26 protein-coding genes and 1 pseudogene are annotated in these 24,382 nt (G+C 65.4%); 14 read left to right on the top strand and 13 right to left on the bottom strand.

Translation table 11 applies throughout. The features are described from left to right. Nucleotides 1-8: 8 nt before the first annotated feature. The 4 genes from ACIBI6_RS16010 to ACIBI6_RS15995 form a co-directional block, all read right to left on the bottom strand. Nucleotides 9-500, bottom strand: coding sequence for a helix-turn-helix domain-containing protein (locus ACIBI6_RS16010; protein ID WP_364351181.1), 492 nt, complete (start codon nt 498-500; stop codon nt 9-11). Between the two features lie 96 nt (nt 501-596). Continuing rightward, entirely contained in the window at nt 597-1,709 is a 1,113-nt protein-coding gene (locus ACIBI6_RS16005; RefSeq protein ID WP_364351178.1) for a winged helix DNA-binding domain-containing protein, read from the bottom strand. Between the two features lie 68 nt (nt 1,710-1,777). Beyond that, on the bottom strand, nt 1,778-2,725 hold the full coding sequence (locus ACIBI6_RS16000; RefSeq protein WP_364351175.1) for a M56 family metallopeptidase: 948 nt from the start codon (nt 2,723-2,725) through the stop codon (nt 1,778-1,780). Further along, nucleotides 2,722-3,102 carry a BlaI/MecI/CopY family transcriptional regulator gene (locus ACIBI6_RS15995; protein WP_364351172.1) on the bottom strand — a complete coding sequence of 127 codons (381 nt, stop codon included), beginning with the start codon at nt 3,100-3,102 and terminating at the stop codon, nt 2,722-2,724. Before ACIBI6_RS15995 ends, ACIBI6_RS16000 begins: the two co-directional genes overlap by 4 nt. 263 nt (nt 3,103-3,365) lie before the next feature. On the opposite strand from ACIBI6_RS15995, the gene ACIBI6_RS15990 reads away from it, so the two are divergent. Continuing rightward, nucleotides 3,366-4,574, top strand: coding sequence for a metallophosphoesterase (locus tag ACIBI6_RS15990; protein ID WP_364351169.1), 1,209 nt, complete (start codon nt 3,366-3,368; stop codon nt 4,572-4,574). Between the two features lie 40 nt (nt 4,575-4,614). Here ACIBI6_RS15990 and katG read toward each other — a convergent pair whose 3' ends face one another. The 3 genes from katG to ACIBI6_RS15975 all read right to left on the bottom strand — a co-directional run bounded on the left by katG (nt 4,615) and on the right by ACIBI6_RS15975 (nt 8,093). Continuing rightward, a complete protein-coding gene (gene katG, locus ACIBI6_RS15985; protein ID WP_396956775.1) occupies nt 4,615-6,846 on the bottom strand; it encodes a catalase/peroxidase HPI in 2,232 nt (743 codons plus the stop codon). A 46-nt stretch (nt 6,847-6,892) separates the two neighbouring features. Beyond that, complete coding sequence (locus tag ACIBI6_RS15980; RefSeq protein ID WP_396957056.1) at nt 6,893-7,297, bottom strand: Fur family transcriptional regulator; 405 nt, start codon at nt 7,295-7,297, stop codon at nt 6,893-6,895. Nucleotides 7,298-7,511: 214 nt separating this feature from the next. Then, a complete protein-coding gene (locus ACIBI6_RS15975) occupies nt 7,512-8,093 on the bottom strand; it encodes a helix-turn-helix domain-containing protein (protein WP_396956774.1) in 582 nt (193 codons plus the stop codon). A gap of 113 nt (nt 8,094-8,206) precedes the next feature. Between ACIBI6_RS15975 and ACIBI6_RS15970 the strand changes: the two genes are divergently transcribed. The 3 genes and pseudogenes from ACIBI6_RS15970 to ACIBI6_RS15960 all read left to right on the top strand — a co-directional run. Next, on the top strand, nt 8,207-8,494 hold the full coding sequence (locus ACIBI6_RS15970) for a class I SAM-dependent methyltransferase (protein WP_396956773.1): 288 nt from the start codon (nt 8,207-8,209) through the stop codon (nt 8,492-8,494). A gap of 61 nt (nt 8,495-8,555) precedes the next feature. Continuing rightward, nucleotides 8,556-9,572 (top strand): alpha/beta fold hydrolase, encoded by a 1,017-nt coding sequence (locus tag ACIBI6_RS15965; protein ID WP_396956772.1) that lies wholly within the window; start codon nt 8,556-8,558, stop codon nt 9,570-9,572. A 336-nt stretch (nt 9,573-9,908) separates the two neighbouring features. Beyond that, nucleotides 9,909-10,217: pseudogene (locus tag ACIBI6_RS15960) on the top strand (SDR family NAD(P)-dependent oxidoreductase); the annotation flags it as partial. 355 nt (nt 10,218-10,572) lie between these two features. Here the strand turns inward: ACIBI6_RS15960 and ACIBI6_RS15955 are convergent. Further along, nucleotides 10,573-11,268 (bottom strand): SDR family NAD(P)-dependent oxidoreductase, encoded by a 696-nt coding sequence (locus ACIBI6_RS15955; RefSeq protein ID WP_364356656.1) that lies wholly within the window; start codon nt 11,266-11,268, stop codon nt 10,573-10,575. A 105-nt stretch (nt 11,269-11,373) separates the two neighbouring features. On the opposite strand from ACIBI6_RS15955, the gene ACIBI6_RS15950 reads away from it, so the two are divergent. Both ACIBI6_RS15950 and ACIBI6_RS15945 read left to right on the top strand, forming a co-directional pair. Further along, on the top strand, nt 11,374-11,970 hold the full coding sequence (locus ACIBI6_RS15950; protein ID WP_364356653.1) for a TetR/AcrR family transcriptional regulator: 597 nt from the start codon (nt 11,374-11,376) through the stop codon (nt 11,968-11,970). 161 nt (nt 11,971-12,131) lie between these two features. Further along, nucleotides 12,132-12,773: a hypothetical protein gene (locus ACIBI6_RS15945; RefSeq protein WP_364356650.1), complete on the top strand. Its 642-nt coding sequence runs from the start codon at nt 12,132-12,134 to the stop codon at nt 12,771-12,773. An 80-nt stretch (nt 12,774-12,853) separates the two neighbouring features. Here ACIBI6_RS15945 and ACIBI6_RS15940 read toward each other — a convergent pair whose 3' ends face one another. The 3 genes from ACIBI6_RS15940 to ACIBI6_RS15930 form a co-directional block, all read right to left on the bottom strand. Continuing rightward, a complete protein-coding gene (locus ACIBI6_RS15940; RefSeq protein WP_364356647.1) occupies nt 12,854-13,717 on the bottom strand; it encodes a class I SAM-dependent methyltransferase in 864 nt (287 codons plus the stop codon). Between the two features lie 154 nt (nt 13,718-13,871). Beyond that, nucleotides 13,872-14,030 (bottom strand): hypothetical protein, encoded by a 159-nt coding sequence (locus ACIBI6_RS15935; RefSeq protein WP_364356644.1) that lies wholly within the window; start codon nt 14,028-14,030, stop codon nt 13,872-13,874. Nucleotides 14,031-14,124: 94 nt separating this feature from the next. Beyond that, the gene (locus tag ACIBI6_RS15930) at nt 14,125-15,186 is read right to left on the bottom strand and encodes a fused (3R)-hydroxyacyl-ACP dehydratase subunits HadA/HadB (protein WP_364356641.1); all 1,062 of its coding nucleotides are present in this window, start codon (nt 15,184-15,186) and stop codon (nt 14,125-14,127) included. A 457-nt stretch (nt 15,187-15,643) separates the two neighbouring features. On the opposite strand from ACIBI6_RS15930, the gene ACIBI6_RS15925 reads away from it, so the two are divergent. Together ACIBI6_RS15925 and ACIBI6_RS15920 are read left to right on the top strand one after the other, a co-directional pair. After that, nucleotides 15,644-16,318 (top strand): hypothetical protein, encoded by a 675-nt coding sequence (locus tag ACIBI6_RS15925; RefSeq protein WP_396956769.1) that lies wholly within the window; start codon nt 15,644-15,646, stop codon nt 16,316-16,318. 760 nt (nt 16,319-17,078) lie between these two features. Then, nucleotides 17,079-17,591, top strand: coding sequence for a hypothetical protein (locus ACIBI6_RS15920; RefSeq protein ID WP_396956767.1), 513 nt, complete (start codon nt 17,079-17,081; stop codon nt 17,589-17,591). 104 nt (nt 17,592-17,695) lie between these two features. Here ACIBI6_RS15920 and ACIBI6_RS15915 read toward each other — a convergent pair whose 3' ends face one another. Both ACIBI6_RS15915 and ACIBI6_RS15910 read right to left on the bottom strand, forming a co-directional pair. Beyond that, on the bottom strand, nt 17,696-18,070 hold the full coding sequence (locus tag ACIBI6_RS15915; protein ID WP_396956765.1) for a hypothetical protein: 375 nt from the start codon (nt 18,068-18,070) through the stop codon (nt 17,696-17,698). Next, entirely contained in the window at nt 18,067-18,450 is a 384-nt protein-coding gene (locus ACIBI6_RS15910; protein ID WP_396956763.1) for a nuclear transport factor 2 family protein, read from the bottom strand. The genes ACIBI6_RS15915 and ACIBI6_RS15910 overlap by 4 nt, the downstream gene beginning before the upstream one ends. A gap of 91 nt (nt 18,451-18,541) precedes the next feature. Here ACIBI6_RS15910 and ACIBI6_RS15905 point away from each other — a divergent pair, with 91 nt between their 5' ends. The 6 genes from ACIBI6_RS15905 (at nt 18,542) to ACIBI6_RS15880 (ending at nt 24,353) form a co-directional block, all read left to right on the top strand. Then, a complete protein-coding gene (locus ACIBI6_RS15905; RefSeq protein WP_396956761.1) occupies nt 18,542-19,678 on the top strand; it encodes an acyl-CoA dehydrogenase family protein in 1,137 nt (378 codons plus the stop codon). A gap of 94 nt (nt 19,679-19,772) precedes the next feature. Further along, nucleotides 19,773-20,561 carry an enoyl-CoA hydratase/isomerase family protein gene (locus tag ACIBI6_RS15900; RefSeq protein WP_396956759.1) on the top strand — a complete coding sequence of 263 codons (789 nt, stop codon included), beginning with the start codon at nt 19,773-19,775 and terminating at the stop codon, nt 20,559-20,561. Between the two features lie 38 nt (nt 20,562-20,599). Beyond that, nucleotides 20,600-20,971 carry a Zn-ribbon domain-containing OB-fold protein gene (locus ACIBI6_RS15895; RefSeq protein ID WP_396956757.1) on the top strand — a complete coding sequence of 124 codons (372 nt, stop codon included), beginning with the start codon at nt 20,600-20,602 and terminating at the stop codon, nt 20,969-20,971. After that, on the top strand, nt 20,968-22,119 hold the full coding sequence (locus tag ACIBI6_RS15890) for a thiolase family protein (protein WP_364356608.1): 1,152 nt from the start codon (nt 20,968-20,970) through the stop codon (nt 22,117-22,119). The genes ACIBI6_RS15895 and ACIBI6_RS15890 overlap by 4 nt, the downstream gene beginning before the upstream one ends. Nucleotides 22,120-22,146: 27 nt before the next feature. Next, nucleotides 22,147-23,355 carry an acyl-CoA dehydrogenase family protein gene (locus ACIBI6_RS15885; protein WP_396956755.1) on the top strand — a complete coding sequence of 403 codons (1,209 nt, stop codon included), beginning with the start codon at nt 22,147-22,149 and terminating at the stop codon, nt 23,353-23,355. Further along, nucleotides 23,352-24,353 carry a phosphotransferase family protein gene (locus ACIBI6_RS15880; protein WP_396956753.1) on the top strand — a complete coding sequence of 334 codons (1,002 nt, stop codon included), beginning with the start codon at nt 23,352-23,354 and terminating at the stop codon, nt 24,351-24,353. Before ACIBI6_RS15885 ends, ACIBI6_RS15880 begins: the two co-directional genes overlap by 4 nt. Nucleotides 24,354-24,382 lie beyond the last annotated feature (29 nt).

The raw sequence follows: 24,382 nt of genomic DNA, 5'->3' as shown, positions 1-24,382 counted from the left end.
CGTATCGATCAGTGGGCGTGCTGGAGGTCGGCGGGCAGGATCGAGCGGCCGCCCGCAGCGCCAGGACCGTCGACGGGGCTCAGGTCCTGCCCGTGCACCCGCTGGCCGCATTCGGCGCAGACCGGTTCGATCACGGTGGTCTTGCCGCAGGATTCGTGCACGGCCTGCACCGGCGGGCCGTCGGGCGCGGCCCACTGGTCACCCCATTGGCGCATGGCATTGACGACGAGCCAGAGCGAGCGACCTTTTGGGGTGAGCTGGTAGTCGTAGCGCACCGGATTTTCCTGGTAGGGCACCTTGACCATGATGTCGTGCGCGACAAGGTGTTCCAGGCGCTGGGTGAGTACATTGCGGGCGATGCCCAGACGTGCGCGGAAGTCGTCGAAGCGGCTCACGCCGAAGAGTGCGTCGCGCACGATCAGCAGCGTCCACCATTCGCCGACCACCTCCAGGCATTGGGCGACCGAGCAGTTCATCTCGTCGAAGCTGGTCCTGCGCATGCGCCTCAGCATAGTTGGTTGCTTCAAAGAACTCATCAGGAAGCGGCAGGTCCGTCGCATCCACCGCGGTCACCTTCGGTCGGCCGCGGATGGTTGCTACGCCACGTGGACGGTGAAACCGGTGTGGCCCATGGCTGCGGCGACGTGGTCGGCAGCGGCTTTCAGCTCGAGGGTCGGAGGCAGTGAGCCGTTGAAGGTGGTGATGGATAGGTCGTCGGCGCTGGTCTCCCAGGTGCCGGCGATGCGGCCGTCGAGGACCAGGATGGGAGAAATCCACCCTGCTGCCCGGCTTACTCGGGAGCGATGTTCGGTGGGAAGTAGTTCGGTGTCGCCGGTGCCCGGCCCCAGGACGTATTGGTCGAAGGCGCCCAAAAGGTGTACCGCGGTGCGGGCCGGTTTCGTGGCTGCCAGTTCGTCGGCATGTTCGGTGAGTATGTAGGCGCGCCTGCCTGAGATATCGACCTCGGTGAGTGCGTCCCCTAACTCCGAGAACCATCGACGCACCCTCGTCTTCTGGAGGCTGTTGCGGCTGAGCCAGGCATCGAAGGCTTCCGGGGTCGCCGGGCCGTATGCGCCGAGGTAACCGGTAATGGCTACAGGTGCGGCGGCATCGGGTTCGGGCAGGCCACGCCAACCGTTGACCAGATGGGCCGGGCTGGTGAACGTGACCCGATTACCTTGGGCGGGACCGTGACACAGCGCCCCCTGCCAGGCCAGCGGCTTGAGCAGCGCACCCCAGCCGGAGCGCAATTCCTCGCCGAGCCGATGGAATGCGGGGTCGGCGACCAGCGCGTCGACCAGTTCGTCCCGGCTGAGCACCACGCCATCGAGCACCTGCGCCACCGCATCGACCAGCGCCGCGACATCCTTGGGCGACGCCCCGAATGTGCGCTGCCAGGCGGGCTTTTCCCAGGTGCGGGCAGAACCGATCAAGGAAAGAACCGCGGCCGCCATATCAGGGGTGAGCGCGTGCAGAGTTCCGCGCATGGCCCAGGTCTTCATCAGGGTGCCCGCCGCCAATTCCGGTAGCAGCGCACCTGGATCGGGTTTGCTGCGCCGCAGCGCCACCGCGAGATCGGCGGCCGCGGTCACCTGAGCCTGCACACCGCACAGGCGCTCGACGATCTCGGTGACACCGACATCGTCAGGTGACATGACGAATTGCCTGCGCAGCCGCCAAGCGAAAACCTGCTCCCAGGTGACGTGCACCTATGCCCCTCCTCTGTTCTGCCGGCCAACCGGACACAACCCGCACCGGCTCGGGACCGGTACCGGATTCATCCCAGCACTGTGCTGCAGAACAGTACTCCGACCGCAATCTCGAGAAGACCCACCACGGTCGCCGCCATCACGGCGAGCAATGCGGTCCGATTCGTCGCGCGCCGCACCGCGCCGACCGGTGCCACCAAGCGCTCGGCCCGATCCAGTACGGCGGTGGCCGCGGCGCCCAACGCCGCTGTCGGCAGCGGTTCGGTCGCGCCGACAATCGCGAGCAGGCCGCCGAGCAGCGGCTCCCGGCCGTGCGTCCGCGCCGCCGTATCGTCGGCGCACATTTCGAGTAGTCGGCCGATTTCGTGCGTCCCGTCGGTCACCAGACGCATCCCGGGCAGCGTGATCGCGATACCGCGCAGCAATCGGAGCAGTCCGGCATGCCGCTCGCTCAGATGTGCGTGCTCATGAGCGAGCACCGCGGCGAGCTGCTTCTCGGTCAGTGCGTCGACGGCCGCGCTGGTCACGACAATGGTGTCGGGGCGGCCGGCCACGCAATAGGCTTGGCGCTCCGGCGAGTCCAGCACGACCGCACCGACGCCGGGCACGCGACGACCGACCATGCGAACGGCGCGTCCGTGTGCGATGGTCTTGCGTCGCATGTACAACACCGCCTGTGCGGCGTGCGCCAGGATGCCCAGGAGCGCAATGGCGACCAGGGCCGCGCAGGTCAGGGTGCCCAATTGGACCAGCAGGCCACCGTGCATGCGCATCGGTGTGGCCAGCGCGTTGTAGCAGTCGCGCAGCGTATCGGCGGGATGCCAGTAGGTGGCGAATTCGACGATCAGTATGCCGGCCGCGATGACCCAGGCTCCCAATGCGCCCGCGATCGCGACCAGCCAGGCGAGCACCCCGAGCCGGGGTGCGACGCCGCGCCGGGTGAGTCTGCGCAGCACGGTCGGGCCGAAGGTGGCCACCAAGCTGCCGTAGATCATCAGGCTGACGGCTACATTCACGGCGCCTCTGGGGTTTTACGCGAGGTCAGCCGACGCAGTGCGGCCCGCAGTCCGGCCGACTCCTCGTCGCTGATCCGATCGACGAAATGGCTGAGCACCAGATCCGAGCGGCCGCCGGAGCCGAGTGCCTCGAGCATGAGCCGCGCGCTGTGTTCCTCACGAGTGAGCGTCGGCCAATATCGATATGCCTTACCCGCGCGTTCGCGCGCCAACCAGCCCTTGCGGTGCAGGTTGTCCATGGTCGACATGACCGTGGTGTAGGCGATACCACGCTCGGCGGCCAGTTCGTCGAAAATTTCGCGGACCGTTGTCGTTTCCGCGTCCCGATCCCAAATGCGGTCCATGATCACCGCCTCCAAATCCCCGAATCCACGCACGATGCCGACTCCCTCATCAACTACTGGACATCTCTGAAGTCCCAGGGTAGCTGGATCAGCCGATTACTACGTAGTCATACCGTAGATTCGCTCATCGGGCGGCACACTCCGCACGAGGCAGAACACGTTCTAGGGGTCATCGCCGGCCTGCACCTGTGGTAGCCACTCGCGGTTGGCACCGTAGTACTCGCGATCCCGATCCAACACTCGTCGGCCGTTACTCGGCACTCTCACCCAATGCTCGGACGACATAGAGTGCTGCCGTGGACGTGGTGGTCGTTGTGGGAATCGTCGTCGGTGCGGTGATCGTCGTTCTGGGAGTGGTCGGCGTGCACTGGTATCTCTGGCGGCGGCTGGTGTGGGATACGACGGAGCGCGGGTCGATCGCCCGCCGGGTCGGTACCGGCGTGATCGTCGCGGGGACAGCACTTTTGATCGGTGCGTTCGCGTCCGAATCGGCCGGTGTTCCGTTTCTGATCATCCAGATCATCGCCTGGCCCGGTTATATGTGGGGCGCGCTGTTCGTCTATCTCGTGCTGTGGCTGTTTGCGGGTGAACTGGTGCGGCCGCTTTTGCGGCGTTGGATGGCGCATTCGAGGACGGCCGAAGACATTGCGGCAACCGTGGCCGCGGATCATCCCGCGCCGGTTTCACGGCGACTCTTCGTCTCTCGGGCGGTAGGCGCCGCGGCGACCCTGGCGGCGGTGAGCACGGTCGGCTACGGTACCCACAGCGTGCTGACCGGCCCGCGAGTAAAGCAGTTGACGGTGCCGCTGGCCCATCTGCCACGCACCGCGCACGGCTACCGGATCGCAGTGGTCAGCGATATCCATCTCGGTCCGATTCTGGGCCGAGGATTCGCCGAGCGAGTGGTCGAGACGATCAACGACACCCAACCGGATCTCATTGCCGTAGTGGGTGATCTAGTCGACGGTAGCGTCGAACACCTGCGCTCGGCGGTCGAACCACTGGCGCGGTTGCAGGCACGACACGGCGCCTATTTCGTCACCGGCAACCACGAATACTTCTCCGGTGCCGAGCAGTGGATCGAGCATGTGCAGGAACTCGGACTGCGGCTGCTTGCGAACAGCCGCACCGAGCTGCCGTATTTCGACCTTGCCGGGGTCAACGATATTCAAGGCGAACGCATCGGACAGGGACCGGACTTCACCGCCGCGCTCGGCGACCGTGATCTCGCGCGTACCGCGGTGCTGTTGGCGCATCAGCCAGTGCAGATCCACGATGCGGTCGAATTCGGAGTCGACCTGCAACTGTCCGGCCACACCCACGGCGGCCAGTTATGGCCCGGCAATTACCTTGCGGGCCTTGCCAGTCCGACCGTCGCGGGCCTGGACCGCTACGGCGACACCCAGCTCTACGTCAGCCGCGGCGCCGGCGCGTGGGGACCCCCGGTCCGCGTCGGCGCACCCTCTGATATCACCGTGATCGAGCTCGCGTCGAAACAGGCGTGACACACAACGTGCTGCCACGCCACCGGCGGCCCAACCGAGATCAGGCGAGGTCGAATCGATCGTTGTCGACCACCTTGACCCACGCGGCGACGAAGTCCTTTACGAACCTCTCGGTGGCGTCCTGCTGCGCATAGACCTCGGCTACCGAGCGCAGCACCGAGTGCGAGCCGAAGATGAGGTCGTTGGCCGTGGCTGTCCACTTGGGCCGGCCGGAGGACCGGTCGAAACCTTCGTAGACGTTTTCCGCCGACTCGGACGTCTTCCACTCTGTGCGCATATCGAGCAGGTTGACGAAGAAGTCGTTCGTCAGCAGGCCCGGACGCTCAGTGAGCACACCATGCTTGCTGCCGCCGTAATTGGCGCCCAGGGCGCGCAGGCCGCCGATCAGTACCGTCATCTCCGGAGCCGTCACGTCGAGCATGTACGCGCGATCGAGCAGCAGACGCTCCAGCGGGGCCTTCTCGCCGGAGCGGACGTAGTTGCGGAACCCGTCCGCGCGCGGTTCGAGCACCGCGAACGATTCCACATCGGTGTTCTCCTGCGTGGCGTCGGTCCGTCCGGGCGCAAACGGCACCTTGATGTCGTGGCCGGCATCCCTGGCCGCCTTCTCGACCGCCGCGGATCCGGCCAGGATGATCAGGTCGGCCAGCGACACCTTCTTGCCGCCGGCTGCCGAACCGTTGAACTCCTGCTGGATCTGCTCGAGCACGGGCAGGACCTTCGCCAACTCGGCGGGTTCGTTGACCTCCGAATCCTTCTGGGGCGCGAGCCGAATCCGGGCGCCGTTGGCGCCGCCGCGCTTGTCGGTACTGCGGTAGCTCGCTGCCGACGCCCACGCGGTCTTGACCAGCTGCGCGATCGAAAGGCCGGAGTCGAGGACCTTGCGCTCGAGCTCCGCGATGTCCTGTTCGTCGATCAGTTCGTGATCGACGGCCGGCACCGGATCCTGCCACAGCTGCGGCTCGGCAACCCATGGCCCGAGGTAGCGGCTGAGCGGTCCCATATCGCGGTGCAGCAGCTTGTACCACGCCTTGGCGAACGCCTCGGACAGTTCCTCGGGGTGCTCGAGCCAGCGGCGGGTTATCTCCCGATAGATCGGATCTTCCCGCAGCGACAGGTCGGTAGTCAGCATGGTCGGGGTGCGGGCCGGCCCGCCGAACGGATCTGGAATGGCGCCCTCGCCCGCGCCGTCCTTCGGCTTCCACTGCCACGCCCCGGCCGGGCTCTTGGTCAGTTCCCACTCGTAGCCGTACAGGTTCTGCAGGAAGCCGTTGCCCCACTTGGTCGGAGTGGCAGTCCACACGACCTCGAGACCGCTGGTGATCGCGTCCTTACCCTTGCCGGTTCCGTGGGAACTCTTCCAGCCCAGGCCCTGCTGCTCGAGCGGGGCCGCTTCGGGTTCGGGGCCGACCAGATCGGGATCGCCCGCACCGTGGGTCTTGCCGAAACTGTGGCCGCCGACGATCAGGGCGGCGGTCTCCTCGTCGTTCATCGCCATGCGGCCGAAGGTCTCTCGGATGTCCCGCGCGGCGGCCACCGGATCCGGGCGGCCGTTGGGCCCTTCCGGATTCACATAGATCAAGCCCATCTGGACAGCGCCGAACGGCTTCGCCAGATCCCGGTCACCGCTGTAGCGCTCGTCGCCGAGCCAGGTGTCCTCCGGGCCCCAGAACACTTCTTCCGGCTCCCAGATATCGGGGCGGCCGAAACCGAAGCCGAAGGTCTGGAAACCCATCGATTCGAGAGCGACATTGCCGGCGAACACCAACAGATCGGCCCAGGAGATCTTGTTGCCGTACTTCTGCTTGACCGGCCACAGCAGTCGACGAGCCTTGTCCAGACTGGCGTTATCCGGCCAACTGTTGAGCGGCGCGAAGCGCTGCGCGCCCTGACCGCCGCCACCGCGGCCGTCGGCGATTCGGTACGTGCCCGCCGCGTGCCAGCTCATCCGGATGAACAGGCCACCGTAGTTGCCGTAGTCCGCGGGCCACCAGTCCTGCGAGTCGGTCATAACGGCGGCGACGTCGGCCTTCAGAGCGTCGACATCGAGCTTCGCGAACTCTTCGGCGTAGTCGAAATCCTCGCCAAGTGGGTTGGACTTGGACGAATGTGCGTGCAGCACCGAGACATCGATCTGCTCGGGCCACCAGTCCTTGATGGTGCGCGGGCGATGGTCGGTTTTCGCAGTCGGAGACGGGATGGCCGGGTTCTCACTCTCGCTCGCGCTTCGAGTTCCGGTCTCCGGAGCGGGTGGACGGCTATCGGATGTCATGACATTCCTTCCTGAATGAGTAAGGCGGGCTGCGGTCAGGACGTGATCATCTGGCGTGCGATGCGGCGCAATCGGGACACAGACCCCAGTAGATGACCTCGGCCTCGTCGATCGAGAAGCCGCGGTCGTCGGACGCGGACAAACACGGGGCCTCCCCGACCGAGCAGTCGACATCGGCGATCAACCCGCACGCCCGGCATACGACGTGATGATGGTTATCGCCGACCCGCGTTTCGTACCGGGCGACCGAGCCGGAGGGCTGAATACATCGAAGCAGGCCCGCGGCGGTGAGCACGCGCAACGAGTCGTACACCGCCTGGTGCGATACCGCTGACAGCCGAGATCGCACGGCGCGGATGATCGCATCCGTATCGGCGTGCGGATGGTCGTGCACCGCACTCAACACCGCAATACGCGGAGCGGTCACGCGAAGCGAAACTCCCCGCAGCATCTGCTGGAATTCCGTGGCCGTGGACACGCCCAGAGTCTCGTCCGCTTTCTGGAACGAGTCAAGCATCGCCGCGCGGTTGGAGGACGGGCACCCTGCCAGGAATTTGGTGCGCTAGCGGGTCGCGTCGGGGTGGGAGTTCCGCCGGGTGCGCGTCCGCCCCGGCCGTGACCTTCCTCGTCGCGTCAACACCGCATGAGCCGGCTGCCGGGGAAGCTCACCGATGCGGCTCGGCGTGTACATGCGACCGCAGCCCCTGCAAGCCGAACAGGATGAGCAGCTCGACCGTGCCGCCGTCGGCGCTGCCCAGCCAGTGCGGTAGGGAGGTGTCGAATTCCGCGGCCTCGCCGGGCGGCAAGGTCAGGTCGCGCTCGCCGACTACCAGTCGGAGGCGGCCGTTGAGCACATACAGCCACTCGAAGCCGTCGTGCGTTTGCGGCGTCGGCTCGAGCGGTGCCGGAACCCTGGGAATGATCATCTTGAACGCGTGCACCCCGCCCGGCCGCCGGGACAGCGGCACGAAGACCATCCCGAACCGCCGGATCGGTTTCAGATGGATTCGGGGATCGCCAGTGCGGGGCGCACCGACGAGGTCGTCCAACGGCACGTCGTAGGTGCGAGCGAGCGGCAGCAGCAACTCGAGGGTTGCCCGGCGCTGCCCGCTCTCCAGCCGCGACAGCGTGCTCTCGGAGACACCGGTCGTCGTCGCGAGATCGGCGAGGGTGATACCGCGCTCGCGCCGTAACGCACGCAGCCGCGGGCCCACCGCGTCGAGCACGTCATCTGTTTCGGGGTCCATGCGCCCATCTTGCCGGAACCGCAAGATTGCGTGCCAGATCACGGAGCGCCGGATGAGACTGAGTCCTACCCACCCCGCCGTCTCCGAAGCCCATTCCGACAGTAGGAGTCTCGATGACCACCACCGATGCGGTCACGTTCTGGGACGGCGTGTATGCCGACCGGACGGCACCCGCGGACCCGCGCCCGAATGTTCTTCTCGCCGAGACGGTTCCGGATGTGTCACCCGGCGACGCACTGGACCTCGGCGGCGGCGACGCGTTATGGCTCGCCCAGCGCGGTTGGCGGGTGACCGCCGTCGACGTCTCGGCCGTGGCGATCGAGCGGCTCGCCGGCCGTGCCCGCTCGCACGGCCTGGACGACCGGATCGCCGGCGAGCGGCCGCCACGCCGGCCACGCTGACATCCTCCGCGAACTATTCGACGGCACGACCGGCCGCTGACTTCATCCAGGACAGGACCACATGATCACCGCAACCCGGCCACGCGGCTTGCTCCGCTCCACGCGCGCGGTCGCCACCGTCGCACTCACGATCCTGCTCACGATGGCAACCGCGGCCTGCTCCACGACAACGCCCGCCGTCCCCTCCTACGCCGCCGCCACGCACGGGGATCCCAAGTTCGAGAACACTTTTCAGCACAATTTCGCCGACGTCGACGGCGTCCGCATGCACTACGTGACCGGCGGCCACGGCACGCCGGTGGTGCTGATCCACGGCTGGCCCCAGACCTGGTACGGCTGGTGGCCGATCATGCCCGCCCTCGCCGAACACCACACCGTCTACGCCATCGACCTCCCCGGACTGGGTGACAGCACCGGCTTACCAACCGGCTCCGACAAGGCCACCCTCGCCCGGTACGCGCACACCCTGATCGCCGACCGGCTCGGAGTGCGGGACGCCCGCGTTGTCGGACACGACTTCGGCGCCGCCATCGCATTCCAGTACGCCGACCAGTTCCCCGCCGACACCGCCCGCCTCGGCTACCTCGACCTGCCCCTGCCCGGCCCCGCGATCGATGCACGCACCTACCGCGCGCTGAGCTGGCACATCGCCTTCCACTCCCAGCCACGGGTCCCCGAAGCGATCGTCGGCGACCACGTCCGCGAGTACCTGGCCATGTTCTACCCGCAGGCCTCCTTCGGCGGCACGGCATTCGGCGGCACCTCGGAGCGATCCCCGTTCACCGACGCCGAGATCGACGAATTCGCACGCACTTACAGTCGCCCCGAGGCCCTGTCGGTCGGCTTCGAGCTCTATCGCGCTCTCGACAAGGACGTCCGCGACACCGTCGCTGACCCACCGACATCCGTCCCGACCCTGCTCATGACCGCCCAGGGCCAACTCGACGCGATCCGAGCCACCCTCTCTCCGCGCCTGACCAACATCGTGCGAGCCGTGGACGTCCCGCACGCGGGGCACTGGCTCGTCGAGGAGAATCCCCAATTCGTCACCGCGGAACTCGAGCACTTCCTCGACTGACGACGCCCGGGCCGGTCCGGATGGCAACTACATCATGGTCGGAGTCGCCGCCGGGCCCGAAGGAATTCGACTGCGGAGGGCGGGTTTCCGCGCCTGCCTCGACCCCGCCGTCCAAGGCGACAACCCGCCGGTGACCGCCTGCGCGGCCCGGCGGGCGCCCGTGCGCCCCGGGACCATATCCATTGATCGCGTTTCAGCCTTTTGGGTCGAGGTCGTCGTTAACGGCATACCGATGCCGGCCACTGGCGAACCGCGCGTCGTGCACACGCCTCTCGGCACGCACGTCGCGCTCGACCTGACCGCCACTTCGGTCAGCATCCGGAACGAGGACGGGAAATGAGACTGCAAGGAAAGATTATGAGCGACAACGATATCGATCGCATGGTCGATCGCACTGTGCTGATGACGGGCGCGACGGACGGACTCGGCCGCGAACTCGCGGTGCGGCTCGGCGCAGCGGGTGCCCGGCTGATCCTGCACGGCCGCAACCCCGATCGGGCCGCAGCGGCCGAGGTGACAGCCGCGAGCGGACACGCACCGCAGATCGTCCTGGCCGACCTGTCGCGACTCGCGGAGGTGGACCGGCTGGCCGACGAGATCATCGCCCGCACTTCGCGATTGGATGTGCTCGTGAACAATGCCGGCACCGGCGGTCAGCCGGACGGGAAACGCGAACTCAGCGCCGACGGCAACGAATTAGATCCTCATGAGTACTGATCTTCGACCGGATCCAGACCGCGCCCATCTGATCCCGACGTCGGTCGCGGGCCGGCGCACCAGGGCAGGCAAGGTGTCGGCCAGGCCTGGCCCGCGCATCCGCGGTCCGGGGGCAGCAGCCCACCACCGCCGAATCCCAGATTGTGTTCGTCGCCGAATGCCCCCTATTGCCGCATGGCGCGCGTCTGAGTGGCGGCTCCTGATCGCCTGTCCGACAACGTATCTCGCATCACGGCCGGTGCTCGGCGGGTGGCTCGACAGCTCGATCAGCGCAGGTGTGGCTCTACCACGGGACGCTCTGGCCGTGCCGATCCAGGAACTGCAGGCCGGGCGCACCGGACTGCGTCTCGAGGACGTCGGCGACGGCCGGGATGCTCTCTTGCGGGGCGAGAGGCGCGTCGGGTCCGCCGAGCCGGGTCCGGTTGTGGCCGGGGTCGATGAGCAGTTTGGTGTGTCCGTCACCGGCATGGCGGGTGGCGTAACTGCGCATCAGCTGGTTGAGCGCGGCCTTGCTGGCTTTGTAGAGCTCATAGCCGCCCTCGGTGTTTCGGGAGATGCTGCCCTGGTCGGAGGACATGACCGCCACGGTTCCGCCAGGCACGACGAGCCCACGCAGGGCCTCGAGGACGCGCAACGGGCTCAGTGCGTTGGTGATCATCACCTCGGTAAACATGTCGGTGGAGACCTCGTCGATCGGCAGATTGCCGCGGTCGATGGCGGCGTTGACGAACAGTAGGTCGAGTCGGTCCCTGTCCAGGCGCTCGCGCAGCGCGGCCAACTGTTCCGAGCTGGTCATCTCCAGCGTTTCGATGTGCAGCCGCCCATTGGAGGCATCGGAATTCACTTGTAGCTCGTCGCCGTCGCGGCGCGTGGTGGCGATGACTCGCCAGCCGCGTCGAACGAGCTCACCGGCCAGGGCAAGACCCAAGCCTCTGGAGGCCCCGATGACGAGTGCTTGACGGTTGGACGTGGCGGACATTATCTGCTCCTACCTGACGAAATATTCTATAGACGCAACGTTGCGTCTAGACAATACATTACGTCGCCGTCCGGTCACGGCATCACCGACCGGTAAGGTGACCCCATGCCCGCCCCGGACTCTCCGCCCAGGACGCGCTCGGGCAACCGTCGCGACGAGGCTGCGCGGCTGGCCGTGCTGCATGCCGCGGACGATCTGCTCGTCGAGCACGGCTTCGGCGCTTTGACCATCGAGGCGATTGCGCGTCGTGCCGGCGTCGCCAAGCAAACGATCTACCGCTGGTGGCCCTCGAAGGTCGAGATCCTCCTCGACACGCTTATCGAAGACAGCGACAAGCGCCTCCCCGTCCCAACGGACAAGCCCACAGCAGAAAACATCCGCGCGTACATCCGCGGCTTCGCCCGATTCCTCACCCGCGAGCCTGCCGGCAAGGTCCTGCTCGCACTCATCGCCGAGGCGCAGCACAATCCCGGCACAGCCGAGAGCTTCCACACGCGCTATCTCGATCCACGCCGCGCTCGAGAACGCGACATGCTCGCGCACGCAATCGACGCCGCTGAGATCTCGCCCGAACTCGGCCTCGACGCCACGCTCGATGCCCTACTCGGTCCGCTCGTTTATTGCGCTCTGACCGGGGCGAGCATCCCTCGCGCTCTCACCAGCAGCCTGGTCGAGGATCTGCTGAAACCTCGCTCGAGATAAGTATCCAATCCGGACCGGACATCCGCTCATGGCTCCCCTTTTCGGCTCTTCGGCGGATTTGAACTCCCGCTGCCATCACTGCTGGTCAAGCCATTGTCGTTGTTTTTCGCGCGATTACTACTTTCGCCGCCAATTGCATCGGATTGCGAACTCGCGACGGTGTGCACATCGACCGGTTCGAGGGCGGCAATTGCGGCTTCTGCCAGAGGATTTCAGCTGCCGAGGCACTGGCGATGGTAGCCGTCTGCGGTCTGTTCATGACCGAGTGTGGCCCAACTGCCTGCGGATTCGTCCATGACTCGCATCAGATGCGAACGGTGGAGGGTGGGTGGTTCGGTGGGTTTCTCCGGTTCGGTGCCAGGTGCGGCACGGCTGCATCTGCTCGACGGGGTGTCGCTGCTGCGGCCGGAAGAACAGGTCTTTCGGGCCATGCTGGCCGGGTTCGCCAATCAGCAGCTCGCGCGGAACCTGGCCGCACGACGGTGGAAGGCCGTGAGAGCACGGGCAAGGCGTTCACCGCGTATGTGAATGTCTATCTGTGGCAATGGACTCCGGCGATGATCGACGAATGGCTCGGTGACCTGCACGTTCAACAGAACGAGTCCGATCCGAAGAAACGGGTGTTCACGAAAGCGGAGCTGCACGCCTTCTTTGCTCACTGCGACAACGAAGTCGCCCGGATCCGAGCCTTCGGCCGCAAGGGCTGGTTGCCCGCGTTTCGGGACGCCACCTTGTTCAAGACCGCCTATGCATTCGGGCTGTTCTCCGGGGCTCCGCTCACGTGCGTTCCCGCATTTCTCTGAGTTTGTGCAGTTCAGAGGCTGATGCCGGAGATGCTAGCCGTCGCGACAGATGTGGTGCGAGTCGACGTGGCGGGCAATCCTCAGCGGCTCGCGCGCAGTATGCGGATCGCGCGCAGTGCGCGGGGCGGTTCGCCTCCGAATCTTGGGGATCCGTCGAGGTAGCGAGTGACGAGGTCGGGGGCGGAGTGGTCTTCGAGGTCGGTGAAGCCGAGGGCGCGCAGCTGTGCGGCGATGTCGTCGGGCGTGAAGTAGCTGAACACGGGTTCGCCGACGCCGGCCAGCCGATCGGCACGTGCCTGCTGGTGCGCACGGTCCTCGTCGCTGTTCGCGGGCTGCAGGTAGTCGAAGACCACCTCGACCGGCTGGGCCTGACCAGCGATGTATTCGAGAGTGGCGTGGGCGGCGTTCGGAGTCAGATAGAAAACGACGCCGAGCCACACGAATACGGCCGGGTCCGTCCGTTTGAACCCGGTGGATTCCAATCCCGCTGCCAGCGTCTGGGTTTCGAAATCGACCGGCACGAAGGTCAACGTCTCAGGGCGGTCGATTCCGGCGGTAGTAAGGCGTTCGCGTTTCCACGCTTGGGTGGCGGGGTGGTCGACCTCGAAGATACGCAAGTCCGGGCGCGGATTGCGATAGGCGAAGGTGTCCAGACCGGCGCCGAGGATCACGACCTGCCGCACACCAGCGGTGATGGCGGCGGCCACGGCGTCCTCGGCAAAGCGCGCGCGTGCGGCGAAGAAGAGTCGGCGGGGCCGATCGCTGGCCCCGTCACCGAGGTGATTGGTTGTGGGCGTGCCCAATTCGGCCAGTTCCTCTGCGGTGACGCCGAGCAGACGTGCCGCCAGGGGGTCGGTGAAGATCTGTGGTCGGTCAGCGATCTGGTGATAGGCGCGGGCGTACGCGGTGATGAGCGCTGTACGGCTGGGTCCGTCGTTATCCATATTCAAGAACCTACTTGCGAATGTGGCGTGTGCTCTATGAACTCACTCACGCTCACTCCGCAAAAGAGCACGCGAACACGATCGGTAACACTGATTACGGTCGGCCCTCCTTCGGGGCGGTTGCCACGAGTCGACAGGGGCGGGCTCGAACCTGTTATCGGGGCTGGGTTGATGTGTTGAGCCGGGTCATGAGTTCGCGGTTGGTGGCACGAGCGGCGGCAAGATCGTCGTCGCGTTCGTCGAGTTGTTGCTGCAGGTCGATGTTTCGCTGTTCGAGCTGGTTGGTCTTCTTCGGCGCCATCGAAGTCGACATCGACGCCGATCTCGCCCAGCTGTGCCCCACCGGCTACCGGCCTCTACGAGTCCGCGACACCCTGTTCTGAGCACCGGACCTATTGCGGCGGAGGTTATGTGAGGCGAACATCCGCAGTGGCGAGGCCGAAAACCTTGCGTCCGGCGGACTTCGCGACTATGACGACAACAGCGGTCCTGGTTTCGGAGTCGACCGACTTGATGCGCCCAGTGAACTCAACGCTTCCAGCGGAGGCGGCTTCGATGACCGTGTAGTTCGACAGCCGGACCCCGTATCTGATCACCGCGCCCGGGTCGCCGAGCCAATCGGTGACGAATCCCGCGCCTAGGCCCATGGTGAGCATGCCGTGGGCGATCACGTCCGGAAGGTCCGCGAGTGCCGCGACCTCGTCGTGCCAGTGGATAGGGTTCGCATCCCCGGAGACCCCGGCATAATTCACCAGATCCCCGCGTGTCAGGTGCACGGTGCGAGCAGGAAGCTCGTCACCGACGGTGACGTCCTCGAATCGGAGTGCGGTGCGCGGGACACGTGTGCGCGAGACCGGGGAGGTACGTACAGCGGTCGTCGCATCCGGATCCGAGCCCAGCAGCCCATCCGCGTCCGCGGGCGCGGGCGCGACTGCGGTTCGGGCGGTCGTGTCGAGTCCGCTCATGATCACGCGTTCGATCGTGTCGCTGATGCCGGCGTCGACGTCCTCACCGGTGATGCCGACGACGGTGGTGTGCATCACCTGCACGACGTCACCGTTCTGGCCGGTGAAGGTGTTGGTGATGGTGAGCAGATCCTTGCCCGCGATGCGGCGCACCGAGGAGAGCTCGACATCGCTGACCAACCGGTCGCCGGTGAGCACCGGCTTGTACATTTCGAAGACCTGATCGGTCTGCACGAACATGTCGTAGCCGGTCATGACGGTTTCCAAGAGCCTGCGGTTGGCGAGCATCGCGGCGGTCGAGATGAACGTAGTGGGCGCGACCAACCCGGCGTACCCGAGCTCACCGGCAGCAGCTTCGCTCCAGTGCACCGGGTGGAAATCTTGTACTGCTCGCGCGTACTCGCGTATCTTCTCTCGCCCTACCTCGTAGTAGTCGGCCACGCGATAGCGATGCCCCACCAGCCCAGCCACATCGAACGCTGCTTCCACCAAGCCCTCTTCCATCCGGATTCCTTCGGCACGCGTAACCGTTATCGGCAGAACCCAATTCACGAGTGAAACCCCACCTTCTCACACGACAGAGCGACAGTACCGAGGAAAGCAAACGATCGTTTAGCGACACCGGGCCGCCGCGAGCGGAAACCCCTGGTTGTGACTCGCAGTAGTAAGTGGTTGTCCTCCGAGCCAGACCGGCCACCATGTCCCGTGCGGCTCGGCGCGTCTCGACACGTCGGAACCGCCCGGCTACACACCCCACCAGGTCCTCGAAGCCGTCCTGCCACCGACCACCCGCCACGCTGTGCGCGTGGCCACCGCGAAATCGGTTGTATTACACATAAATTCGACAGGATCGCGCGGCGGCAGCCCTTCACCGGCACCAATATGCCGACACTCCCGAACCCGATTCGTGATCAGGTCACCGTCCCGGTGACGATCTAGGGCCGGAGTCTAGGCTCCCGGCATGAGCACGGCGCAAACCGAGAGCAGTCGACGGGGGAACCGACGATTGCGGTCACTGCTTCGCAGGTATCTTCTGCTTGTCTGCACCGTCGTGGTCTGCCTTGGGATACTCGTCTCGGCGAGCAAGCCGGCGAGCGCCGAGCTGATGTCGTTGTCGCCGTTCTTGATCCTCGCGTGGGCATTCATGGTTGTTGCGGTGTTCTCCATGGGCATCGCCTACCTGATCCAGGCAGCCCGATCCCGGCGGCTCCGGATACGTGAACTCGGCCCCCAGGTTGCTCCCGCACTGATAATCGCGCTCACGGCGATTATATGGAGCGTCGACCTGCCAATAGCTGTGCGCTGGCACTTCTCGGCGCACGCATTCGACGATGCGGCACAGCATGTGCGTGCCGGTGCCGATCCAAGGACGTTCGAAGGTGACCGGCTCGGCTCTTATCGCATTCGTGGTGTGGAACCCAACGGCGATCGCGGTGTGGAACGCCTCAACGACGGCATCTACTTCAGGACTGGCCCAATGGCATCCTATTGCTCGATGGGAAGTGGCTTTGTCAAACACTCTGCCCACTGGCCCGCGACAGGCAAATCCCATCACCTCAGCGGCGACTGGTATTGGTTCTGTTTCAACAGCGCGGGGGTTACAGTGCCCGATCACCCCATCGGAGCAGAGCACTAGCCGGTGACGAACCGCCAGCCTGAAGATGCGACCGGGCCCACCGCCGCGGCTCAACCCGCCCGAACACCCCCGCCACCCGAGCGAACAGATCATCGAAACCCGATCGCCGCGCCGAAACATCCTCAGCGACAACATCATCCACCATCAGGCCGATGCATCGTGCCACGAACTACAGTGATACACAACGAAATACAACTGTCGTGCTAGGGCCAGGAAGTTGCGGCTCTTACACACGTGGGTGAGGCTGGGACGCAGTACCAGGCCTGCGGATTCTCGCCCTGACCAGGCATCTTCCACACTTCCGGCCGCATCGCCTATGACCCCGACAGCAAGGTCGACGCCGACCTCGATCCGGCCCATTTGTGGGTGCTCGTCGTCTCGGATCTGTGTGGACACAGCCCTCACGTCTCCCCGCACACCCGTCGCTGCGGCGCAGGCACGACCCTTTCCGACCTGGCCACCTCCCCGCCGGTGGTCGCGCCGAAGAACTCGGTATCTGCCTCGTCCCTCGCACCCCGACGACAACCTGAACCGGACAATAACGGCGGTGTGGGCGACCTGGGGGCTTTCCACGCCGGTAGCCCGGCTCGACGGGCGTCGCGTACCGGAGAATGATTGCGATGAAATCGCTACCAAGCGGTGTATCAGCCAAGTATTTGCTCTGACATGGGATATTGTCCGAAGCGAGAAGATAGCGGGATCGATCCTATTCCGTGTCGTTCGCCTGGGAACATCCGAAACTTGAACGAATGGAAGTGTGGTGAAGTTAAAGAAGCTCCTGGCGACTGCGATCCTGGCCATCGCGGCCACCGGCACAACCACCGTCATGGCCAACGGTCAGGCCAGGATGGCCTCGGACGTCACCGTCGGCGCGAACGCCGGCCCCGTCGCCTACACCACCACCCTCGTAGCCGATCACACCAGCGCGCTGGTCCGGCTGGCCTCCGGCAGATTCACGGTCGGCCCCGACGCGGTCACCGTGACTGCGGACGACGGCACCGTCGTCGGCACCATTCCGACGACGTTGCAGGCCCAGACCGGGCAGACGTTCAACCTCACGCCGACGCTGGACAACACCGGCACGGAATTGACGCTGACCCCGGCGTCGGCACCCGCACCCGGGCTGCACCACGCACAGGGATCCTTCGCCGTCGTCGAGGTCGGCGAGGTGATCGGTTGTGTCATCGGCATTCTCATCGGGATCTGGTTCTTCCTGGTGGGTGCCATCATCGGCTGTGCGGTCGGTGCGATCATCGGCCAGTTCATCGGCTAGGGGCTTCCCCTCTGTCGGCTGGGGCTTCGCCTCCGCCAACTGAGCTGCCCGGCAGCTGGCGTCTCCTGTAGAGAACTTCCTCTCGTAGGCGTTCCGGAACGAACTCAGTGCGCAAAGGACAGTTCGGGGGTTCGAGCGATGAGAAGGCGCCGCACCTTGCCGTCGGCATCGAGCTGTGCGGTGGCGTTGAAGGAAGCTTCGAACGCCCCGCCGCGGGTTGTCCGGCCGAGTACCAACTCGTAATCACCCACCACCGCACCGGTGTCGATGTGATGGACCAGCGTGCTCTTCTCGCGCTGCGCCAAGTAGCCGACCAACCCCTCGCGGTCCCCCACGAATTCGGCGGACTGCCCGGCACCTTTGGAGAACTGCACCGACATCGCGAAGTCGCCCGAGATCATGCCCAGCACGCGATCGGGATCGTCCGAATCCATGTATTCGAACCACCTGGCCAGCACCGGTGGCGCCGCAATCATCATCCGAGCCCTTCTTCGAAAGCGAAATCTGTTGGTATCAGCGCGAATTCGGTGCTGAACGCTACCTGGTAGCGATCGATCAGCCCGTCGGCATCGATATGCATCGCGCCGACGAAGTAACCGGTTGTCGTCACCTCGTTCTCGGTGACGGCGCCGTGCGCGAACTCCACACCGTTGTCGGCGGCCACCCGCAACAGCCGGTGCTTGCGATTCACCTTCGGCCGGCCCTCCAGGTACTCGAGCATGGCCGCGCGGCCGTGTCCGAGGTTCACTCCAGTGGGCAGCAGCATCGCGAACTGGACGTCTTCGGCGAGTAGCGCCACCGCGTCGTCCAGCCGCCCGCTGTCCAAGGTTGCGTAGTAGCCCTCGATGGCCAAATTCATGAAATGAACTTAGTTCAGTATCTCCCTTCTTGTCCAGGCTTCGGCGCGATACGCTCGATCTATCAAACTGAACTCAATTTAGGTAGGTTAGATGTCCGCATCCGCGATAGAACTGCCATGGCCCCACACGGATCCACCTGCGCTGACTCCCGGACCGGAGCAGTCGGAGCTGCGCGCGGCCATCCGCGGCCTACTCGCCAAACACAGCGGAATCGAGCAGGTGCGAGCGGTTGCTTCCACCGAACTCGGCTATTCACCGCAGCTGTGGAAAACACTGGTCGACGAAATGTCGGTGACCACGCTGGCAGTCCCCGAAGGCCGCGGCGGTCTCGGCTACGGGATGGTCGAGATGGGGATCGTGCTCGAGGAATGTGGGCGCGCGCTCGCATGCGAGCCGGTGTACACCTCGGCAGTCCTCGGCGTCCACGCATTGCTCTCGGCGGACCCTATCCAGGACGCGGACCTGCTCGCCGGAGTTCTCGACGGAAGCCTGCTGGCGACGGTCAGCGCCTTGTCCGCCACCACCGATCACGTACGTGCTGAGTCGACGCCGACCGGGTGGCTATTGCACGGCACGGCTACCCACCTGATGAGCGGCGGAAGCGCCGATGTGGCCGTTGTTTCGGCGCAATGCCCGGACGGACGCCGCCTGTTCGCTACCCAACCGGGCGCATCGCTCGTCCGAACCGAGCGTCGCGTACTCGACCCCACGCGCCGTCGAGCCGATCTCACCTTCGATCGATGTCCAGCGATCGCGCTCACCGACGTCGATGCCGCCGAGGCGACCGGCGCGCGGCTGGGCGAGCTGGCAACGCTGGCGCTGGCATGTGAGAACACCGGCATTGTCGACCGCCTGCTCGAAATGACCGTGGAGTACGTGCAGACCCGACACCAGTTCGGTCGTCCCATCGGCTCGTTCCAGGCCGTCAAGCATCGGCTTGCCGATCTGCTGGTCACTCTCGAACGCGCTCGATCGGCCTCCCGGTATGCGGCGGCTATTTATGCGCAGGACCCGGGATCGGCCTCGTTGGCCGTGGCGGTCGCCGGCGCCGTATGCACCGATGCGGCGGTGCACGCGGCGGCAGAAGCGATCCAGTTGCACGGTGGCGTCGGTTTCACCTGGGAACACTCCACCCACTCCTACTTCCGCAGGGCAATGGGAAACGAAGCGCTACAGGGTGATTCACGTGCGCACAGAGCGCGAATCGCCACCCTGATCGGAATCTGAATCAGCCGACGGCGCCAGCGCTGCTGTTGACGCGGAGCGGTTGGCTAGGTAAAACTGAATTGAATCCAGTTCAAGTTCAAGGAAGAGGTTCGAGATGGTGGACACCGACCACATCGTGTTGGAGAAGGACGGTGACGTCGCACGCGTGTGGCTCAACCGCCCGCACAAGAAGAACGCCGTCACAGTCGAACTTCTGCACCGACTCGACGAAATCATCGTCGAGGTCGATAAGGACCCGCAGCTCAAGATCCTCGTGCTACGCGGCCGCGGCAATACGTTCTGTTCGGGCTTCGACCTGGACGAACTGCTCGCCAACTATGTCGGCAGCACCAACGCGATGGATGTCGCGGTGCTCTCGGCCAAGGTGTGCGACCGCCTGTACTCGATGAACACGCCGTCCCTGGCGGTCCTCGAGGGTCACGTGACCGCCGGCGGATTCGAGCTGATGATCTCCTGCGACTTCGCTGTCGCATCCGAGGACGCGCTGATCGGCGACTTCCACATTCGCCGTGCGCTTTTCGGTGGCGCGGGTCCGATCTACCGGTTGCCCCGCATGATCGGTATCCGCAAGACCAAGGAACTGATGTTGACCGGAAAGCTGCTGTCCGGCAAGCAAGCCGTGGACTTCGATCTGATCAACGCTTCCGCGCCCGCGGCCGAACTCGACGACCTGGTCGCCGAGTTCATCGCACCGATCGTCGACAAGAGCCCGTTCACCATGAAGCTCACGAAGATGACCATCGACCGCGGTCTGGATGCGGACATCCAATCGCTCATGGTGATGGAGCATCTCGCGGTGGGCAATGCCCTGCAGTCCGAGGACGCACGCGAGGGCGTGAACGCATTCCTCGAGAAGCGCGAACCGAAATGGGTCGGTCGCTGAACGACGCCGCTAGCGTACGACTCGAAGAGGAGATCGACATGGGCGAGCACGCAACGTCGGTGCTGGAAGGTAGCCGGTGCACGGTCTGTGACACGGTCGCATATCCGGCAACGATCATGTGCGCACGATGCGTCCAGCCGACGGCCATCGCAATGGAGTTGAGCACGCGGGGCGTGGTGTGGGCCTACACCGTGCAACGGTTCCCGCCGAAGTCACCACCGTATATCCCTCCTGCCGACGGCTTTTCCCCATTCGCGGTGGGCTATGTCGAACTTCCGGAAGGTATTCGCATTCAAGCAATCCTGGAATGCGAGGACTTCACCGAGTTGGACCGGGCACCGGTGCACCTCGTCGGTACCGCACCGGTGCCCCGGTTCGCGGTCGTTGCACAGCAAAGAGAAGCGCAGTGACACAAACAGTTTCGATCATCGGAGCCGGGCTGTCGAAGTTCGGCAGGCAGCCCGGCATCACCGGCCGTCAGATGGCGATCAGCGCGATCGCCGCCGCGCTCGACGATGCCGGGGTGACCTGGCCCGATATCGAGGTCGCCTTCGGCGGTAGCGACGGTTCGGGACTCGCCGACACCCTCGTCGCCGAACTCGGTTTCACCGGAATACCTTTCAGCAACGTGAAGAATGGCTGCGCCACCGGTGGCAGCGCACTGTTCTCGGCGGTCAATGCGGTCCGTTCCGGAACCGCCGAAATCGCGCTGGCGGTCGGATTCGATAAACACCCGCGCGGAGCCTTCGATCCGACACCCGCCGAATGGGGACTGCCCGAGGGATACGGTTCGGCCGGGCTCATGGTCACCACGCAGTTCTTCGGCGCCAAGATCGGCCGATATATGCGCGAATACGGGATTTCCGGCACGACCTTGGCGAAGATTGCCGAAAAGGCGTATCGAAACGGCAGCCTGAACCCGAATGCCTGGCGACGTGAAGCGATCTCGGCCGACGAGATCGCCGCCGCCGATATGGTGAACGACCCGTTGACGCGATACATGTTCTGCTCTCCGGGCGAGGGCGGGGCCGCCGTCATCGTCGCCACCGAGGCCGCCATCCGGCGACTCGGCGGTCGCCCGGTCCGGTTGCGCGCGATCAGCCACCGCACCCGCCGATTCGGCTCTTTCGAAGTATTCAGCCCGGCCGTCCAAGGCGGGGGTGAACCGACCAGTGTGAGCGCCGACGCGGCCGCGGCCGCCTTCGAACAGGCCGGCATCTCCCCCGCCGATGTCGACATCGCGCAATTGCAGGACACCGAGAGCGGCGCCGAGATCATGCATATGGCCGAATGCGGCTTCTGCGAGCACGGCGAACAGGAGTCGATGATCGCGGCAGGCGACACCGAGATCGGCGGGCGGCTGCCGGTCAATACCGACGGTGGCTGCATCGCCAACGGCGAACCCATCGGCGCATCCGGTCTGCGCCAGGTGCACGAGATAGTCACCCAGTTGCGTGGCGAAGCCGGGGATCGGCAGGTACCCGGAGCGCCGCAGGTCGGCTTCACGCACGTGTACGGGGCGCCCGGAATCAGCGCCTGCACCGTGCTTTCGGTGTGACATGACAACACTTTTCGAGGTGAATCAGTGACCACACAGACACTTCCCGACCTCGTCCGCTTCACCGATGAGGCCCTCGCCTGGTTGGGCGGTGTGGCAGCTCCCCGGGCGGAATCGGTCTGGGGTTCGGGTTCGGATTCGGTAGCCGTTTTCGAGAGTTGGAACGCCGAGGAGGAACGCGCGCATACCGACCGGATCCGCGAGTACGAGCGCGCCAAATTCGACGCGGGCTGGGGCGCACTGAACTGGCCCGAGACCTATGGCGGCCGCGGTCTGCCGCTGTCGTACGTCCTTGCTTTCCGACGCGCCGAAGCGGATTTCGATGTGCCACGACGCACCGAGATGTTCTCGGTGACACAACAACTGGTCGCTCCCACTATCGAGCAGTGGGGCACCGACGAACAGCGGTCACGCTATGTCCGGGCCATGCTGCGCACGGATATCATTGCCTGCCAATTGTTCTCGGAGACCGAGGCCGGTTCCGATCTGGCCGCGGTACGGACGCGCGCCGTCCGATCCACCGATGGCACGTGGACGCTCGACGGCCACAAGGTCTGGACCTCGGGCGCGCGGGTGTCCGATATCGGCGTCGCCGTGTGCCGAACCGATACCGCCGCAGCGAAACATGCCGGGCTCACGGTCTTCCTGGTGCCGATGACCACACCCGGGGTGACCGTTCGCCCGATCCGGCAGATGACCGGCGGCAGCTCGTTCAACGAGGTCTTCCTCGATGATGTCCGACTCGACGACAGCTACCGGCTCGGACCGGTGGGCCAGGGCTGGCCGGTAGCGCTCACCGTATTGGCCGCCGAACGCCTCGACGGCGGCAACCTCGGTCTGGCGAACGCGGATCAGGCGGTGGCGCTGGCCCAGCATCTCGGACGGGAGCTGACCGAGATCGAACGCGATAAGGTCGCCGACCTCGTGATACGCAGCTATCTACAGCGAATCGGCAATATGCGGGTGGCGGGCGCCGTCGTCGCGGGCAAGGACCCGGGACCTGAGGCCTCGATCGGGAAACTACTGGCCACCGACACGATGGCTCGCACGTCCGAGGTGGTGCGCCTGCTACTCGGGCAAGACCTCACCGTGGACTCCGGTCGCTGGGGAACCTTCGCGTGGGCCGAGCACATTCTCGGCGCGCCCGGCTATCGAATCGCCGGGGGAACCGACGAGATTCAGCACAACATCATCGCCGAGCGAGTTCTCGGACTACCGGGGGAGCCACGCCCATGAGTTCAGGTAGCGATTCCGTAGGGGGTGGAGGTCGGGCGACGGGTGGGCACACCGTCGAACAACGCGTCCGCACCTGGCTGCACGCGAACCTCGACGCGACAGTCACTACATTCGAGCCGCTACTCGGCGGACATTCCGGCTTGACGTACCGGGTGCGAACGACCGACGGCGACTTCGTGGTCAAGGCCGTTCCCGAAGGACAGCAGGCCATCGGCCGCCACGACATGCTGCGGCAGGCCCGGATCATGCAGGCCTTGGCGCACACGCCTGTTCCCGTACCAGTCATCGTTGCGGTCGACGACGTCGAACCCGCCTGGTTCGCCATGGAATTCGTGGCCGGGCAGGCATTGGAACCGGTACTGGACGATCCGGCCGTCGAACCGGGCTTGGCCGCGGCCCGAATGCGGCGTGCCGCGGAAATTCTGCCGCGCCTACACGCGATAGATCCGAACACCGTGCCCGGTGTGCAAGCGCCACTCACGCCGGACGACGAGCTCGCCCGCTGGGCACGCACCCTCGGCGCGGTCCCGCCCGACCTCGTCGCCGGTGGCGACCGACTGCTAGAACTGCTCGGCCGGACCACCCCCGAACCGACCACACCGACACTGGTGCATGGGGATTACCGCCTCGGAAACATCATCTCCGACGGCGTCGAACCGGTCGCGTTGATCGATTGGGAGATCTGGAGCGCCGGCGACCCTCGGGTCGAATTGGGCTGGTTCCTCGTCTTCGCCGACGGCAGCAACTTTCCCGGCGTAGGTCGGGACGTGCCCGGGCTGCCTTCGGCGCAAGTGCTGATCGACCTGTACGTCGGCGACGGGCCCGCGCTCACCGATATGACGTGGTTCGACGCGCTGGGGCGCCTGAAGATGGCGGCGATCATGGGCCACAACCTGCGCCGCCATCGCGAAGGTCGGCACTACGACCCCGACCAGGAAAAGCTGCCGGCCACCATCAACCGCCTGATCGAGACCGGAACCGCGCTACTCGCCGGTTGATATCGACCGCACCAGTTCAGGAGCCGCAC

This window comes from Nocardia sp. NPDC050412, from assembly GCF_044458825.1.
GTDB lineage: Bacteria > Actinomycetota > Actinomycetes > Mycobacteriales > Mycobacteriaceae > Nocardia.
This window is presented reverse-complemented; position numbering and strand designations above follow the sequence as displayed.

Bases quoted from the DNA above. Each gene is read 5' to 3' on its own strand.
- ACIBI6_RS15880 (WP_396956753.1), top strand. From the start codon at position 23,352: ATGAGTTCAGGTAGCGATTCCGTAGGGGGTGGAGGTCGGGCGACGGGT.
- ACIBI6_RS15970 (WP_396956773.1), top strand. From the start codon at position 8,207: ATGACCACCACCGATGCGGTCACGTTCTGGGACGGCGTGTATGCCGAC.
- ACIBI6_RS15965 (WP_396956772.1), top strand. From the start codon at position 8,556: ATGATCACCGCAACCCGGCCACGCGGCTTGCTCCGCTCCACGCGCGCG.
- ACIBI6_RS15935 (WP_364356644.1), bottom strand. From the start codon at position 14,030: ATGTCGACTTCGATGGCGCCGAAGAAGACCAACCAGCTCGAACAGCGA.
- ACIBI6_RS15955 (WP_364356656.1), bottom strand. From the start codon at position 11,268: ATGTCCGCCACGTCCAACCGTCAAGCACTCGTCATCGGGGCCTCCAGA.
- ACIBI6_RS15900 (WP_396956759.1), top strand. From the start codon at position 19,773: ATGGTGGACACCGACCACATCGTGTTGGAGAAGGACGGTGACGTCGCA.
- ACIBI6_RS15905 (WP_396956761.1), top strand. From the start codon at position 18,542: ATGTCCGCATCCGCGATAGAACTGCCATGGCCCCACACGGATCCACCT.
- ACIBI6_RS15950 (WP_364356653.1), top strand. From the start codon at position 11,374: ATGCCCGCCCCGGACTCTCCGCCCAGGACGCGCTCGGGCAACCGTCGC.
- ACIBI6_RS16010 (WP_364351181.1), bottom strand. From the start codon at position 500: ATGCGCAGGACCAGCTTCGACGAGATGAACTGCTCGGTCGCCCAATGC.
- ACIBI6_RS15915 (WP_396956765.1), bottom strand. From the start codon at position 18,070: ATGATGATTGCGGCGCCACCGGTGCTGGCCAGGTGGTTCGAATACATG.
- ACIBI6_RS15910 (WP_396956763.1), bottom strand. From the start codon at position 18,450: ATGAATTTGGCCATCGAGGGCTACTACGCAACCTTGGACAGCGGGCGG.
- ACIBI6_RS15895 (WP_396956757.1), top strand. From the start codon at position 20,600: ATGGGCGAGCACGCAACGTCGGTGCTGGAAGGTAGCCGGTGCACGGTC.
- ACIBI6_RS15930 (WP_364356641.1), bottom strand. From the start codon at position 15,186: ATGGAAGAGGGCTTGGTGGAAGCAGCGTTCGATGTGGCTGGGCTGGTG.
- ACIBI6_RS15975 (WP_396956774.1), bottom strand. From the start codon at position 8,093: ATGGACCCCGAAACAGATGACGTGCTCGACGCGGTGGGCCCGCGGCTG.
- ACIBI6_RS15940 (WP_364356647.1), bottom strand. From the start codon at position 13,717: ATGGATAACGACGGACCCAGCCGTACAGCGCTCATCACCGCGTACGCC.
- ACIBI6_RS15925 (WP_396956769.1), top strand. From the start codon at position 15,644: ATGAGCACGGCGCAAACCGAGAGCAGTCGACGGGGGAACCGACGATTG.
- katG (WP_396956775.1), bottom strand. From the start codon at position 6,846: ATGACATCCGATAGCCGTCCACCCGCTCCGGAGACCGGAACTCGAAGC.
- ACIBI6_RS15980 (WP_396957056.1), bottom strand. From the start codon at position 7,297: ATGCTGCGGGGAGTTTCGCTTCGCGTGACCGCTCCGCGTATTGCGGTG.